The sequence below is a fragment of the Pseudomonas sp. WSY_20 genome (genome assembly GCF_043104335.1).
Taxonomy (GTDB): Bacteria; Pseudomonadota; Gammaproteobacteria; order Pseudomonadales; family Pseudomonadaceae; genus Aquipseudomonas; species Aquipseudomonas parafulva_B.
Genome location: NZ_JBICKP010000091.1, coordinates 1 through 15,405, shown reverse-complemented (window position 1 = coordinate 15,405; position 15,405 = coordinate 1). Strand labels below are relative to the sequence as shown.

The 15,405-nt window shown below is 63.6% G+C and carries 13 protein-coding genes and 1 riboswitch; of the genes, 11 read left to right on the top strand and 2 right to left on the bottom strand.

What is annotated here, in order from left to right:
- Positions 1-8 precede the first annotated feature (8 nt).
- The gene (locus ACF8E5_RS21970) at positions 9-1,442 is read right to left on the bottom strand and encodes a TolC family outer membrane protein (RefSeq protein WP_058638916.1); all 1,434 of its coding nucleotides are present in this window, start codon (positions 1,440-1,442) and stop codon (positions 9-11) included.
- Between the two features lie 160 nt (positions 1,443-1,602).
- A riboswitch (TPP riboswitch) is annotated at positions 1,603-1,709 on the top strand.
- Between the two features lie 154 nt (positions 1,710-1,863).
- Between ACF8E5_RS21970 and thiC the strand changes: the two genes are divergently transcribed.
- The gene (gene thiC, locus ACF8E5_RS21965) at positions 1,864-3,744 is read left to right on the top strand and encodes a phosphomethylpyrimidine synthase ThiC (RefSeq protein WP_392475804.1); all 1,881 of its coding nucleotides are present in this window, start codon (positions 1,864-1,866) and stop codon (positions 3,742-3,744) included.
- Between the two features lie 120 nt (positions 3,745-3,864).
- A complete protein-coding gene (gene cytX / locus ACF8E5_RS21960) occupies positions 3,865-5,148 on the top strand; it encodes a putative hydroxymethylpyrimidine transporter CytX (RefSeq protein ID WP_392475802.1) in 1,284 nt (427 codons plus the stop codon).
- Here the strand turns inward: cytX and ACF8E5_RS21955 are convergent.
- Entirely contained in the window at positions 5,117-5,863 is a 747-nt protein-coding gene (locus tag ACF8E5_RS21955; RefSeq protein ID WP_023533033.1) for an RsiV family protein, read from the bottom strand. The genes cytX and ACF8E5_RS21955 overlap by 32 nt on opposite strands.
- Before the next feature lie 185 nt (positions 5,864-6,048).
- Between ACF8E5_RS21955 and ACF8E5_RS21950 the strand changes: the two genes are divergently transcribed.
- The 9 genes from ACF8E5_RS21950 to ACF8E5_RS21910 all read left to right on the top strand — a co-directional run bounded on the left by ACF8E5_RS21950 (position 6,049) and on the right by ACF8E5_RS21910 (position 15,373).
- The gene (locus ACF8E5_RS21950) at positions 6,049-6,666 is read left to right on the top strand and encodes an NUDIX domain-containing protein (protein ID WP_023532940.1); all 618 of its coding nucleotides are present in this window, start codon (positions 6,049-6,051) and stop codon (positions 6,664-6,666) included.
- Positions 6,657-7,109, top strand: a complete 453-nt coding sequence (locus tag ACF8E5_RS21945; protein ID WP_027913973.1) for a DUF1249 domain-containing protein — start codon at positions 6,657-6,659, stop codon at positions 7,107-7,109. The genes ACF8E5_RS21950 and ACF8E5_RS21945 overlap by 10 nt, the downstream gene beginning before the upstream one ends.
- Positions 7,110-7,122: 13 nt before the next feature.
- Positions 7,123-7,923: a 3',5'-cyclic-AMP phosphodiesterase gene (gene cpdA / locus ACF8E5_RS21940; RefSeq protein WP_145253681.1), complete on the top strand. Its 801-nt coding sequence runs from the start codon at positions 7,123-7,125 to the stop codon at positions 7,921-7,923.
- Between the two features lie 254 nt (positions 7,924-8,177).
- Positions 8,178-8,786, top strand: coding sequence for a YqiA/YcfP family alpha/beta fold hydrolase (locus ACF8E5_RS21935; RefSeq protein ID WP_196121423.1), 609 nt, complete (start codon positions 8,178-8,180; stop codon positions 8,784-8,786).
- 35 nt (positions 8,787-8,821) lie between these two features.
- Positions 8,822-10,726: a DNA topoisomerase IV subunit B gene (parE, locus tag ACF8E5_RS21930; protein ID WP_058603996.1), complete on the top strand. Its 1,905-nt coding sequence runs from the start codon at positions 8,822-8,824 to the stop codon at positions 10,724-10,726.
- A complete protein-coding gene (locus ACF8E5_RS21925; protein WP_196142501.1) occupies positions 10,723-11,709 on the top strand; it encodes an esterase-like activity of phytase family protein in 987 nt (328 codons plus the stop codon). Before parE ends, ACF8E5_RS21925 begins: the two co-directional genes overlap by 4 nt.
- Positions 11,706-12,224 (top strand): TIGR02281 family clan AA aspartic protease, encoded by a 519-nt coding sequence (locus tag ACF8E5_RS21920; RefSeq protein WP_058638923.1) that lies wholly within the window; start codon positions 11,706-11,708, stop codon positions 12,222-12,224. The genes ACF8E5_RS21925 and ACF8E5_RS21920 overlap by 4 nt, the downstream gene beginning before the upstream one ends.
- 10 nt (positions 12,225-12,234) lie before the next feature.
- On the top strand, positions 12,235-14,490 hold the full coding sequence (gene parC / locus ACF8E5_RS21915) for a DNA topoisomerase IV subunit A (RefSeq protein WP_392475801.1): 2,256 nt from the start codon (positions 12,235-12,237) through the stop codon (positions 14,488-14,490).
- A 172-nt stretch (positions 14,491-14,662) separates the two neighbouring features.
- The gene (locus ACF8E5_RS21910) at positions 14,663-15,373 is read left to right on the top strand and encodes a membrane integrity-associated transporter subunit PqiC (protein ID WP_023532908.1); all 711 of its coding nucleotides are present in this window, start codon (positions 14,663-14,665) and stop codon (positions 15,371-15,373) included.
- The last annotated feature ends 32 nt before the right edge of the window (positions 15,374-15,405 follow it).

Genomic DNA, 15,405 nt, shown 5'->3' with positions numbered 1-15,405 from the left:
GCCCGCCCTCAGGGCCTGCGCTCGAAATTCTTCGCCGCCGCTGCCGCCAGGTCCGGAGGCAGGAAATCCTTGTCCGGGTTGTAGTCGGGTTTCAGGTAGCGCTTGAGGTCCTGCAGGTCTTGCGGGCTCAGCGTACCGGCTGCCTGTTTCAGGCTCAGGTTGTCGAGGATGTAGGCGTACCGGCTGTTGTTGTAGTCGCGCACCGAGGTGTACAGCTGGCGCTGGGCGTCGAGCACATCGACGATGTTGCGGGTGCCCACCTGATAGCCGATTTCGGTAGCCTCAAGTGCGCTCTGGTTGGAAATGATCGACTGCTTGCGCGCCTGCACCTGTTCGACGTCGGTGTTCACCGCGCGGTGCAGGTTGCGGGTATTCTCCACCACCTGGCGGCGCAGGCTTTCGCGCTGCTGCTCGCTCTGGCTCAGGCGTTGGTAGGCTTCGCGTACCTGTGAACTGGTCAGCCCGCCGCTGTAGATTGGGATGTTCAACTGCAAGCCAACGGTGGTCTGCTCCACGTCGCCGCCATAGCGAACACCCAGCGGTGAAGGGTTGCTAAAGCCCAGGTTGTCGTTGTCACCCTTCTGGTATTTGGCCACGGCATCCACGGTCGGGGCGTGACCGGCCTTGCGCTGACGCAGCGTTTCTTGCGCCGCGGACACTGCGTAGTTGGTCGCCAGCAGGTTGAGGTTCTGCCGGCCTGCAGTTTCGACCCAGGCCTTGGCGTCGTTGGGCACGGGCACCTGCACCGGCAGGCTGTGCACCACGCCTTGGATAGCGGTGTATTCCCGGTTGGTCAGGGTGACCAACGCCTCGAAGGCGTCCTGCACCTGACGGTCGGCGATGATGCGGTTGGCGCGGGCCGTGTCGTAACTGGCCTGGGACTGCAGCACGTCGGTCTTGTCCGAAAGCCCCACGTCGAAACGCTCGTTGGACTGGTCGAGCTGACGCTTGAGGGCCGCTTCCTCGGCCTTGCTGGCCGCCAGGTTGTCCTGGGCGCGCAGCACCGCGAAGTAGCTTTGCGCCGTCTGCAGGATCAGGTTCTGCTCGGTAGCAGACAGCTCCAGCGCGGCCTGTTCGTTGAACGCTTCGGCAGCCTGCAACTGGAACCAGCGGTCGGCGCGGAAGATGGGCTGGGCCAGGGTCGCGCTCCAGGCATTGCCGCTGCGGTTGGATGTGATCGAAGGTTCGTCGAGCTTGGTGCGGGTGCTTTGCATTTCGGCACCGGCCGACAGGTTGGGCAGCAAGCCGGCACGGGCCTGGGGCACGATTTCGCGACGCGCGCCGTAGTCGGCGCGAGCGGCGGCCAGATCGGCGTTGTTCTGTACCGCTTCCTGGTAAACGCTCACCAGATCGGTCTTCACCGTAGCCGGCACGTCCGCTGCCCAGGCCATCGTCTGGGACGCACAAGACACGGCCAGGGCCAGTGAGAGTTTGCGCAGCATAGGGGCAATCCTTGTACGAAATGTAATTACTGAACTGTTGAGTTTCGTGTGATGACGCAGTGTAGTGCCACGCGCACCGGGCAACAATCACCCCGGATGCCGTTGATCATTCCCGGGATTGCTCGCTTGGCTTTGCCGGCAACTCCAGTCTAGACTGCGCATGTTCTTGTCGGGGTGCCTTGAAGCAAAGGCTGAGATCGCATAGGTGCGGATCCCGTTGAACCTGATCAGGTTAGCGCCTGCGTAGGGAACAAGATTGCTCGCCTTCCCGGGGAGCCTCTTGTGCCAGGTCCGGGAAAGCATCGGCTGCTTGCAGCCCATGACACCCCGTCTTTGGCACCGCACCCGTCTAGGAGTGCGTCCGCGTCCTTCAGGTTCACCCCGACATTCCACTGCTAGGAAGCCGTCTGGAGAGCCTGTGATGACCCAACAAGAAAAAGCGATGAACCTCAGCGAATCGGCGCAAGTCGATCGGCAGTCCGTGCAGCCGTTTCCGCGCTCGCGCAAGGTTTATGTCCAGGGCTCGCGCCCGGATATTCGCGTACCGATGCGCGCGATCAGCCTGGCCGACACGCCCACCGATTTTGGGGGTGAGAGCAATGCGCCCGTGCTGGTCTACGACACTTCCGGCCCTTACACCGACCCAGAGGTGTTGATCGACGTGCGCAAGGGCCTGGCCGACGTGCGTTCGGCCTGGATCGACGCACGGGGTGACACCGAGCGCCTGAGCGGGCTGAGCTCCCACTTCGGCCAGCAGCGGCTGAACGACGCCGAACTGGCCAAGCTGCGCTTCGCCCATGTCCGCAACCCGCGTCGTGCCAAGCCAGGCGCCAATGTGTCGCAGATGCATTACGCCCGCCAGGGCATCATCACCGCCGAGATGGAATACGTGGCCATCCGCGAGAACATGAAGCTGCAGGAGGCCCGGGCGGCAGGCCTGCTCGATACGCAGCATGCCGGTCACAGCTTCGGCGCCAGCATTCCCAAGGAAATCACCCCCGAGTTCGTACGTGAGGAAGTGGCCCGTGGCCGCGCCATCATCCCGGCCAACATCAACCATACCGAGCTGGAGCCGATGATCATCGGCCGCAACTTCCTGGTGAAAATCAACGGCAACATCGGCAACAGTGCGTTGGGTTCTTCCATCGAAGAAGAAGTGGCCAAGCTCACCTGGGGCATTCGCTGGGGCTCGGACACCGTCATGGACTTGTCCACCGGCAAGCACATCCATGAAACCCGCGAATGGATCATTCGCAACTCACCCGTGCCCATCGGCACCGTTCCCATCTACCAGGCATTGGAAAAGGTTGGCGGTGTGGCCGAGGACCTGACCTGGGAGCTGTTTCGCGACACGCTGATCGAACAGGCCGAGCAGGGCGTGGACTACTTCACCATCCATGCCGGGGTGCTGCTGCGCTATGTCCCGCTGACCGCCAAGCGCGTCACCGGCATCGTCAGCCGGGGTGGCTCGATCATGGCCAAGTGGTGCTTGGCGCATCACCAGGAGAACTTCCTGTACACCCACTTCGAAGAAATCTGCGAAATCATGAAGGCCTACGACGTCAGCTTCTCGCTGGGCGATGGCCTGCGCCCAGGCTCGATCGCCGACGCCAACGATGCGGCGCAGTTCGGCGAGCTGGAAACCCTGGGCGAACTGACCAAGATCGCCTGGAAGCACGATGTGCAATGCATGATCGAAGGCCCTGGCCATGTGCCGATGCAGTTGATCAAGGAGAACATGGACAAGCAGCTAGAGTGCTGTGACGAAGCGCCGTTCTACACCCTCGGCCCGCTGACCACCGACATCGCCCCTGGCTACGACCACATCACCTCCGGCATCGGGGCGGCCATGATCGGCTGGTTTGGCTGCGCCATGCTCTGCTATGTGACGCCCAAGGAACACCTGGGACTGCCTGACAAGGACGACGTCAAGACCGGCATCATCACCTACAAGATTGCAGCCCATGCAGCCGACCTGGCCAAAGGTCACCCAGGGGCCCAGATTCGCGATAACGCGTTGTCGAAGGCGCGCTTCGAGTTTCGCTGGGAAGATCAGTTCAACCTGGGGTTGGACCCTGACACGGCGCGTGCCTTCCACGACGAAACCCTGCCCAAGGAGTCGGCCAAGGTGGCGCATTTCTGCTCCATGTGCGGGCCGAAGTTCTGCTCCATGAAGATCACCCAGGAAGTGCGTGAATACGCTGCTCGGATCGAAACCGTGGACGTCTCGGTGGAGCAGGGCATGCGCGAGCAGGCCGAGCGCTTCCGCCAGGCCGGCAGCCAGCTGTACCACAAGGTCTGAGGCGCAGCCTTTGGGCCAAGGTGGGTACACCCTACGCCGCGAAGCAGGTAAGTGCTGCAACGCGGTTAGCCGCCTGCCTTGCGCCCACCCCTACAATCACATTGCCGAGTGCGAGCAAGCATGACCACGTCCAGTCTATTCTCCCCCGATCATCCCATCCCCAACGGCCAACGCGTGTTCGGCGGCCGCGACCTGTTTTCACTATGGTTTTCCCTAGGCATCGGCCTGATGGTGCTGCAAGTCGGTGCCATGCTGGCGCCGGGCCTTGGCCTGTCCGGGGCTATCCTGGCCATCGCCTTGGGCACCGGGGTCGGTGTGTTGTTGTTGGGTGCTGCCGGTGTGATCGGCAGTGACACCGGTTTGTCCGCCATGGGTACGCTCAAGCTCAGCCTGGGGGCGCAAGGTGCGCGCTTGCCAGCGCTGCTCAACGTATTGCAGCTGATAGGCTGGGGCGGCTTCGAGATCATCGTCATGCGCGATGCCGCAAGCCTGCTGGGTGCACGAGCCTTCGGTGAGGCCAGCGTGTGGAACAGCCCGGTACTGTGGACGCTGTGTTTCGGCGCGCTGGCCACCGTGCTTGCGGTCAGCGGGCCGTTGGCCTTCGTGCGCAAGATCCTGCGGGCCTGGGGTATCTGGCTGCTGCTGGGCGCCTGTGCCTGGCTGACCTGGAATCTGTTCGCCAAGGCTGACCTGGCGACGCTGTGGCAACGCGGCGGGGATGGGTCGATGTCGCTGGCCGTGGGCTTTGACATCGTCATCGCCATGCCCCTGTCGTGGTTGCCGCTGATTGCCGACTATTCGCGGTTTGCCCGTGACGGCAGGCAGGTGTTCGGTAGTACGGTGGTGGGGTACTTCATCGGCAACACCTGGCTGATGAGCCTGGGGGTGGCCTACACCCTGGCCTTCGCGGCGCAGGGCGAAGTCAATGCCCTGCTACTGGCGCTCGCCGGGGCTGGCATGGGTATTCCGTTGTTGCTGATTCTGCTCGACGAATCGGAAAAAGCCTTCGCCGATATTCATTCGGCAGCGGTCTCCGCCGGGGTGCTGGCACGCGTGAAGGTAGAACACCTGGCCCTGGCCATCGGTGTGTTGTGCACGCTGATCGCCCTGTTGGCACCGCTTGCGCAGTACGAGAACTTCCTGCTGCTGATCGGCTCGGTGTTCGCCCCGCTGTTCGGCGTGGTGCTGATGGACCATTACTGGGTTCGCCGTCGCAGCGTTCCAGCCCATGTAGGGGCGCTGCACTGGCCGGCATTGCTGGCATGGGCGGCTGGGGTGGCGGCGTATCACATCATCGCCGCCCAGGCGCCGGACCTGGGCGCGACCCTGCCGGCGTTGGTGCTGGCAGGGGTGTTGTATGGCGTGTTGAACCTCAGCCGCGGCCGGGGAACAGTTCGGGCTTGATCACGCCATTGAGGCGTGGGTAAGGGATTTTCAGCTCCACATGGCCCATGGAATACGGCGCGATGGCGTACACCTCGTACTTCACCACCACCGCGCCGTAGGTCAGGGCGATATGGGGCGAGCGTTTGAATGGCCAGGTCTTGATGAACTCGGCATCCTTGTCCATGCCGACACTGATCAGCCAGGCGCGGTGCGATTCCTCCACCGTCTTCCAGAACGTTTCTTCCTGGCCCGGGACCAGCATGTCCTGCAGGGTCAGGACCTTGTCCAGCTTGCGTGAATAGTTGATGAAGGCACGTCCTGGCATGCCATGGGCGCCACCGGTATCCAGGTAGCTGGACAGCTCGATGATCACCAGCCCGTCATGCTGTTCGCGTACCTTGGCCTGCAAGTAGCTGCTGTTGCGCTTCTCGGCGCTGGCCAGGTAGTGCTGTTCGTAGGCTTGCAACGTGGTCGGTGCTGCCCCGTGCTGGTTGTCCTCGGTCAGCTGTAGCAGGCGCTTTTCGACAATACCGTCGAGCTTGGGCAACGCCGGGAAATGCACGGTGTCAATATTCACCAACGGGCAATCACGCTCGCTGCAGCCTGGCTTGACGTGCTCCCAGGCTTCGCGCTTGACCTCGAGCGGTGCTCGGTAGTTGGGGGCGAACAGGCTCTGGCATGCGCCCAGCGCCAAGGCCAGCACAGCGATGGATGTCAGTTTGACGAGTGTCATGATGATCCTTGCAAGAACAGGGAAAAGTCGGCCTTTGACCGTCGGCATGGCCTTCAGTTCGCCACTAAGCTAACAGAGACCGGGCCCGCTGTGCCATGTACGCCAACGGTTGTCGCCGGGGGGTGAAACGTGCCAGCGTGCAGAGTAGGATGGCGCGATGCAGCAGCGATGCAACGAGGATTTTCATGTCGGATACGTTGAATTCAGTGCCCCAGGCGGTCGAGATCGTCAAGCGGGACAAGTGCTTCCAGGGCTTTTACAGGCTCGACAAGCTGCACCTTCGCCATGAGCTGTTCGCCGGTGGAATGGGCCGGGAAATCAGCCGTGAGCTGTTCGTGCGCCATGACGCGGTGTGCGTTTTGCCGTACGACCCGCAGCGCGATGAAGTGGTCCTGATCGAGCAGTTTCGTGTGGGCGCCCTGGACAAGGTCGCCAACCCCTGGTTGATCGAGATGGTCGCCGGGCTGATCGACAAGGACGAGCAGCCAGAAGAAGTGGCCCACCGTGAGGCCGAGGAAGAGGCCGGCCTGACGTTCAGCGCGCTGTGGCCGATGACGCGCTACTTCCCTTCGCCAGGCGGCAGTGACGAATACGTCCACCTGTTCCTTGGCCGCTGCAGCGCCGAGGGTGCTGGTGGCCTGCACGGGCTGGAGTCTGAAGGCGAGGATATCCGGGTTCGCGTGTGGTCGTTCGAGGATGCCTTGCAGGCGGTACGCGACGGGCGCATCTGCAATGCCGCGACCATCATCGGCTTGCAATGGCTCGCCCTGAACCGTGACGAAGTTCGAGGTATGTGGAAGTGAACCTGCTGCGCGAGCGCTACCGGGTCGACCTGGCCGGATTGCAGGCCGCCTGTGAGGCCAACTATGCCCGGCTGATGCGCCTGCTCCCGGACATGCGCACCACCCAGAGCTCGCGTAGCATCGGCATGACCCAGGGCGACCAGATGCTGGGCGTGCTAGTGCTCGACGTGGTCCTGGCCTGCCCCTACACCACCACGCTGCGCATACGCCAGGAGCACAGCCTGCCCTGGCTGCCGGTCCCGGTCATGGAGGTGCAGGTTTACCATGACGCCCGCATGGCCGAAGTGGTGAGCGCCGAGCACGCCAGGCGTCTGCGCAGCATCTATCCTTACCCCAACGCCGCCATGCACCAGCCGGACGAAAAAGCCCAGCTGAACCTGTTCCTGGGTGAATGGCTTTCTCACTGCCTGGCCTGCGGCCACGAACTGGTAAGCGCTCGCTGAAAAGGAGACGGCCTTGCCGCACTCGAACCCTGCCGGCACCGTTAACGTGGTGCACCTGACCGACGCCCATCTGTTCGCCAGCCCCGAGGGCAGCATGCTAGGCCTCAATACCCGCGACAGCCTGCGCCATGTGGTGCGGCAGGCATTGCGCGAGCAGAGCGACACGCACCTGTTGTTGTGCACGGGGGACTTATCCCAGGACGCCAGCGTTGCTTCCTACACGGCCTTTGAGCAATTGACCGCAGGCTTTGCTGCGCCGGCGCGCTGGCTACCGGGCAACCATGACGAAGCGCAGGTGATGGCGCAGGTGGCGCCTGAGTTGGTGCAGCCGGTTACCGACATCGGGGCCTGGCGCATCGTCATGCTCGACACGGCAGTGCCAGGAGCGGCCCATGGTTGGCTGCAGGATACCCAGCTCAGCCTGCTGGAAACTGCATTGCGCACGTCAGGGGAGCGCCACTGCCTGGTGTGCCTGCACCATCAACCGGTCGACATCGGCTGTGCATGGATCGCCCCCATCGGCCTGCGCAACGCCGATGCGCTGTTCGCCGTGATCGATCGTCACCCCCAGGTGCGTGCGCTGTTGTGGGGGCACGTGCATCAGGAATGGGATCAATGGCGCGGCGACCTGCGGCTGCTGGCCACGCCTTCGACCTGCATCCAGTTCGCCCCAGGCAGTGAAGATTTCGAGGTAAGCCAGCAGCATCCTGGCTATCGCTGGATCCGCTTGCAGACTGATGGGACGGTGGACACGGGGGTGGAGCGGGCGCTGGATTTCGAGGTCAGGCTCGATTTCGATAGCCCGGGGTATTGAACTGCGCGGGCTGTCCTGCACCCGCTCTCCAAAGAACCCAGTTCCGTGTGGGAACGGCCTCGCCGGGGCGCCGGACCGGCCGCTCCCATCCTAACCGTGTCACCATAGCTGCCAATAGTGTCAGTGACTCTCCACCTGCCCATAGCGGAATGTGTTTCAGAAAAACCAGCGCGGCGCCAAAACCTTGCGAACGCGATACACTGCGCGTCCCTGCGCCTGCCTACAGGCGCAACGCTACAGCTTCCGGGGGCAGCATGTCGGGTTCCATCCTCTATATACACGGCTTCAACAGCTCGCCGTTGTCAGCCAAGGCCAGGCAGCTTCAGGCCGTCATGCAGCACCTCGGGCTGATCGACCGGCTGCGCCTGCCAGCGCTGCATCATCATCCCCGCCAGGCCATCGAGCAGCTTGAAGGTTGCATTGCCGAACTGGGCGCGCCGTTGCTGGTGGGCAGTTCACTGGGCGGCTACTATGCCACCTTCCTGGCCGAGCGCCATGGCCTCAAGGCCTTGCTGGTCAACCCCGCCGTAGGGCCGCACCGCCTGTTCGACGGCTATTTGGGTACCCAGCACAACCATCACACAGGCCAGGCGTGGGAGTTGACCCTCGACCACGTCCAGGCGCTGGCCGAGCTGGAGGTCCCGCCCCCTACGGACCCAAGCCGCTACCAGGTATGGTTGCAGACCGGCGACGAAACCCTGGACTATCGCCACGCCGAGCGGTACTACCGCCACTGCGCGCTGCGTATCCAGGCCGGTGGCGACCACAGCTTCCAAGGCTTCGCCGAGCGCCTGCCGGCCCTACTGGCCTTCGCCGGTGTTGCCCCGACGCAGTACGCTGCACTCGATTTTTCTGTATTTTGATTTTTTTGCATTCACCAGACTGACGACGAGACCCCATGGCCAATCCCAGCGCTAGCGCCTATAACGCAGACGCCATCGAAGTCCTCTCGGGCCTTGACCCGGTTCGCAAGCGGCCGGGCATGTACACCGACACCAGCCGCCCCAACCACCTGGCCCAGGAAGTCATCGACAACAGTGTCGACGAAGCCCTCGCCGGCCACGCCCGTTCGGTGCAGGTCATCCTGCACGCCGACCATTCGCTGGAAGTCAGCGACGATGGTCGCGGCATGCCAGTGGACATCCACCCTGAAGAAGGCGTGTCGGGCGTCGAACTGATCCTCACCAAGCTGCATGCCGGCGGTAAGTTCTCTAACAAGAACTACCAATTCTCCGGCGGCCTCCATGGCGTCGGTATTTCGGTGGTCAACGCCTTGTCCACGCAGGTGCGCGTGCGGGTGAAGCGTGACGGCAACGAATACCAGATGACCTTTGCCGATGGCTTCAAGTCAAGCGAGCTGGAAGTGGTCGGCACGGTCGGCAAGCGCAACACTGGCACCAGCGTCTATTTCAGCCCCGACCCCAAGTACTTCGACTCCCCGCGGTTCTCCATCAGCCGGCTCAAGCACGTACTGAAGGCCAAGGCCGTGCTCTGCCCAGGCCTGCTGGTCAGTTTCGAGGACAAGGCCAGCGGCGAGAAGGTGGAGTGGCATTACGAAGACGGCCTGCGCTCCTACCTCGTGGATTCGGTCAGTGACTTCCAGCGCCTGCCCGACGAGCCGTTCTGCGGCAGCCTGGCCGGCAACAAGGAAGCGGTCGACTGGGCCCTGCTGTGGCTGCCCGAAGGGGGCGACAGCATTCAGGAAAGCTACGTCAACCTGATCCCCACGGCCCAGGGCGGCACCCATGTCAACGGCCTTCGCCAAGGCCTGCTGGACGCGATGCGTGAGTTCTGCGAATTCCGCAACCTGCTGCCCCGTGGCGTGAAGCTGGCCCCGGAAGACGTCTGGGAGCGCATCACCTTCGTGCTGTCGATGAAGATGCAGGACCCACAGTTCTCCGGGCAGACCAAGGAACGCCTTTCCTCGCGCGAAGCCGCCGCCTTCGTCTCAGGCGTGGTCAAGGATGCCTTCAGCCTGTGGCTCAACGCCCACCCGGAGCTGGGCATGCAGCTGGCCGAGTTGGCCATCAGCAACGCCGGTCGTCGCCTGAAGGCCAGCAAGAAGGTCGAGCGCAAGCGCATCACCCAGGGCCCCGCACTGCCGGGCAAGCTGGCCGATTGCGCGGGCCAGGACCCGATGCGCGCCGAGCTGTTCCTGGTCGAGGGCGACTCGGCCGGTGGTTCGGCCAAGCAGGCGCGTGACAAAGAGTTCCAGGCGATCCTGCCGCTGCGCGGCAAGATCCTCAACACCTGGGAAGTGGACGGCGGTGAAGTGCTCGCCAGTCAGGAAGTGCACAACATCGCTGTCGCCATTGGCGTGGACCCAGGCGCTACCGACCTGGCGCAGCTTCGTTACGGCAAGGTGTGCATCCTGGCCGACGCCGACTCCGACGGCCTGCACATCGCCACCCTGCTGTGCGCGCTGTTCGTGCAGCATTTCCGGGCACTGGTCGAAGCCGGTCATGTGTACGTGGCCATGCCGCCGCTGTACCGTATCGACCTGGGCAAGGAAATCTACTACGCCCTGGATGAAGCCGAACGAGACGGCATTCTCGACCGCCTGGTGGCAGAGAAAAAGCGCGGCAAGCCGCAGGTCACCCGCTTCAAGGGCCTGGGCGAGATGAACCCGCCCCAATTGCGCGAAACCACCATGGACCCCAACACTCGGCGCCTGGTCCAGCTCACCCTGGACGACGTGCAGACCACATGCGAGCTGATGGACAAGCTGCTGGCCAAGAAGCGTGCCGGGGACCGCAAGGCCTGGCTGGAAACCAAGGGCAACCTGGCAGAGGTCATGGTTTGATTCGTTGGCTCCTGGCGGCTTGCCTGCCGCTGGTGGCCTTGCCGACCCTGGCAGACACCTGGCCTGAACTTGAACTGATCGGCGAGCATCCCGTCGATGGCATGCGTGCCGGTAACCTGTCGGGCCTTGCGCAATGCCGGGGTAGCTTATGGGGTGTCTCGGACCGGGACGACGACCGCCTCTACCGTTTCGAACTCAAGGATGGTGCGTGGCAGGCGCAGGCAGTGGCGTTCGACCCACCACCGGTGCCGGAGAGCGGCTTGCCGTGGGGGCTGAAGATGCGGACCTGGCTGGCGTCGTGGCTGCGCGGTGGCGACCTTGATTTCGAGGGCATCACCTGTGACCAGGCCGGCAACCTGTACCTGGTCAGCGAGGCGCATGCCGCCGTGCTGCAACTGCCTGTTTCGGGCGCGCCGCACTGGCTGAAGATCGATTCGGCCATGGTGCGCCAGGCACGGGCCAGCGGCATGCTGCTGAACTACAATGCGTTGTTCGAAGGCGTGGCCGTCAACCCTGCCGGCGATCGCCTGTGGCTGGCCGGCGAGCGTGAGCGCCGTGGGCTGGTGGCCATCGAGCGCCAACAGTCGGTGTGGGCCTGCGGGCGACGCTGCGTCCTGTTCAGTGAAGCCGGTGTAGAGATGCAGCCGCCGCAGCTACCCGATGCGCGACCGGTTTCGCGGGACTTTGCCGACCTGGCCTGGTTCGACGGCAAACTGTTCACGCTCGAGCGCAATGCCTATCGCATCTGTCGCCGCGATGCCGACAGCGGTCAGATCGAGCGCTGCTGGTCGTTTGCGGCCGACGCGTTGACCGAGCCACGCCGCTATGACCAGCTGTTCGGTGTGGCCGAGGCGCTAGTGGTCGACGCCGAGGGGGCGTGGATCGGCCTGGACAACAATGAAGGCGCGCGTGCCGATGGCGAGCGCCGGCCGATCGTCTGGCGCTTTGCGGCCCCTGCCGGCGGCTGGAGTGCCAAGCCGTGAGCCAGGCACCGGGCAAACGGGCGGGCAGGGTGCTGATGATCCTGGCCTGGGCGGCGGCGCTGTTCCTGGCCACGCGCTTCTTCGGGCAATGGGAAGACCGCCAGCGCAACCCCAATGCCCAGGTCCAGTCCTCCCATGGACAAGGGTTCGTCGAGGTGCGCCTGCTGGGCAATGGCCAGGGCCACTTCGTCGCCGATGGCGCCATCAATGGCCAGGTGGTGCATTTCATGCTCGACACCGGTGCCACCGATGTTGCCATACCCGAATCCCTGGCCGACGGCCTTGCGCTCAAGCGTGGCAGCCCGGTAACCGTCAGCACCGCCAACGGTCGCACGCAAGGCTATCGCACCCGGCTGGACAGCCTGCAATTAGGCGATATCCACCTGCGCGACATTCGCGCGATCGTGGTGCCGGGCCTGGATGGCACCACCGTGCTGTTGGGCATGAGCGCCTTGAAACAACTTGAATTTACCCAGCGCGGCGGCACCATGCTGCTGCGCCAGAACCTGAAATGACGAGGCTCGCATGAGCGAACTACAAGACAGTCTGGACGGCGTCGAACGCCGCTCGTTGGCTGACTTCACCGAACAGGCCTACCTCAACTACTCCATGTACGTGATCATGGACCGGGCCTTGCCGCATATCGGCGACGGCCTCAAGCCTGTGCAGCGGCGCATTGTCTACGCCATGAGCGAGCTGGGCCTGGACGCCGATGCCAAGCACAAGAAGTCGGCGCGCACCGTGGGCGATGTGCTCGGCAAGTTTCACCCTCACGGGGACTCGGCCTGCTACGAGGCCATGGTGCTGATGGCGCAGCCCTTCAGCTACCGCTACACACTGGTGGACGGCCAGGGCAACTGGGGCGCGCCGGACGATCCCAAGTCGTTTGCCGCCATGCGTTATACCGAAGCACGGCTGTCGCGGTATGCCGAGGTGCTGCTCGACGAAGTCGGCCAAGGTACCGTGGATTGGGTGCCCAACTTCGACGGCACCTTGCAGGAACCGGCGGTGTTGCCCGCGCGCCTGCCCAACATTCTGCTCAACGGCACCACCGGCATCGCCGTGGGCATGGCCACCGACGTGCCGCCGCACAACCTGCGCGAGGTCGCCAGTGCCTGCGTGCGCTTGCTCGACGAGCCAAAGGCCTCCATCGAGCATTTGTGCGAGCACATCCAGGGGCCCGATTACCCGACCGAGGCAGAGATCGTCACGCCTCGGGCCGACATTCTCAAGATGTATGAAAGCGGGCGCGGTTCGATTCGCATGCGTGCAGTGTACCGGGTCGAGGATGGCGATATCGTCGTCACGGCGTTACCGCACCAGGTGTCCGGCGCCAAGGTATTGGAGCAGATCGCCGCACAGATGCAGGCCAAGAAGCTGCCGATGGTCGCTGACCTGCGCGATGAGTCCGATCACGAAAACCCCTGCCGCATCGTCATCATCCCGCGCTCCAATCGCGTGGATGCCGACGAGCTGATGCAGCACCTGTTCGCCACCACCGACCTTGAAAGCAGCTACCGGGTCAACGTCAACATCATCGGCCTGGACGGCCGCCCGCAACTGAAGAACCTGCGGGCGCTGCTGCTGGAATGGTTGGAGTTCCGTACCGGCACTGTCCGGCGGCGCTTGCAGCATCGCCTGGACAAGGTCGAAAAACGCCTGCACTTGCTGGACGGCTTGCTCACTGCCTTCCTCAATCTGGACGAAGTGATTCATATCATCCGTACCGAGGAAAATCCCAAGCAGGCGCTGATCGCCCGCTTCAACCTCACCGAGATCCAGGCCGATTACATCCTGGAAACCCGCCTGCGCCAGCTCGCCCGGCTGGAAGAGATGAAAATCCGTGGCGAGCAGGACGAGCTGCTCAAGGAGCAGGCCAAGCTGCAGGCACTGCTGGGCAGCGAGGCGAAGTTGCGCAAGTTGGTGCGCAGCGAATTGATCAAGGATGCTCAGACCTATGGCGATGACCGACGCTCGCCCATCGTGGCGCGGGCAGAAGCCAAGGCGCTCTCGGAAAACGAGCTGATGCCGACCGAGCCCGTCACGGTGGTGCTGTCGGAGAAAGGCTGGGTAAGGTGTGCCAAGGGGCATGACATCGATGCCACTGGCCTGTCTTATAAAGCCGGGGATGGGTTCAAGGCCGCGGCCGCAGGGCGCTCGAACCAATTTGCCGTGCTCATCGACTCCACCGGACGAAGTTATTCGGTGGCCGCCCACAGCCTGCCGTCAGCCCGTGGCCAGGGCGAGCCCCTGACCGGGCGCCTGGCGCCGCCACCGGGCGCCACTTTCGAGTGCGTGCTGCTGCCCGAAGACGATGCGCTCTACGTGGTGGCTTCCGATGCCGGCTACGGGTTCGTGGTCAAGGGTGAAGACCTGCAGGCCAAGAACAAGGCTGGCAAAGGGCTGCTCAGCCTGCCCAACGGCGCCAAGGTGATGACGCCGCGACCGGTGGCCAACCGGGAGCAGGACTGGTTGGCAGCGGTAACCACCGAAGGCCGTCTACTGGTGTTCAAGGTCAGTGATCTGCCGCAGTTGGGCAAGGGCAAGGGCAACAAGATCATCGGCGTGCCCGGTGACCGGGTCGCCAGCCGGGAAGAGTACGTCACCGACCTTGCCGTGGTGGCCGAAGGGGCCACGCTGGTGCTACAAGCCGGCAAGCGGACCCTATCACTCAAGGGCGATGACCTGGAGCACTACAAGGGCGAACGTGGTAGGCGCGGCAGCAAGTTGCCCCGTGGCTTCCAGCGGGTCGATGGGCTGCAGGTCGAATTGCCCGGCTGAGCATCCGACAGGCCCGCAATGGCGATTTCACCGCCGTTGCGGGCAGAAATGCTGGAGTCGGGCACTTATTTCGCGGATGATATGCCCCCTGCGGTGCCGGCGTAGCCGTGTGCCCGTTTGAATCCATACGTATCACTGCGGCGTGCCTGAAGGCAGCCGCCTGGATGGGATGATGAAATTTCTGCGCCTTCCCTTTGCGCTGTTGATGACGGGTCTATTGGGCCTTGGCGGGTGCACCATGCACCAGCCGGTTGCCTTGTACCAGCTCGACAGCGGTGATCCTGGCCAGCCGTCGCAACATGCGGGCATGGCCGTCGTACTCGGCCCGGTTTCGGTGGCCGACTATCTGCAACGTGAGACGTTCCTGCAACGCCAGGCCGACGGCAGCCTCAGTGCTGCGACCGACGGGCGCTGGGCAGGCAGCCTGTCCTCGGATATCGACCAGTTGCTGGTGCGGCAGCTGGCTTGGCGTCTGGACAGCCAGCGCGTGGTGCTGGCGCCGGCGACGGCAGGTTTCAGCCCGGACGTGCAAGTGCTGCTATCGATCACGCGACTGGACTCTGGCAAGAACCAACCTGCGGTTCTGGATGCACAATGGCGTGTGCTCGACCGCCGTGGTCAGGTGCGTGACAACCGCATCGTACATTTAGAGCAGAAGCATGAAGGCAGCGAGGCCTCGCAGGTCCAGGCGCAAGGGCAACTGCTGCAGAAGCTGGCCGAGCAACTAAGCACTGCGGTGAAGCCGTTGGCAAACCAGCCGGCCATTGCCGAAGCCGCACCCAAGAAGCCTGCAGCGCCTGTGCAGGTCAAGAAGCAGCCCGAGAAATCCAAAATCCCGATGGCCTCGCCGATTCGTACCGACATGGAAGTGTATCGGTTCTGATCGAAGACCAGCCACGAAAAAGCCCGCATCAA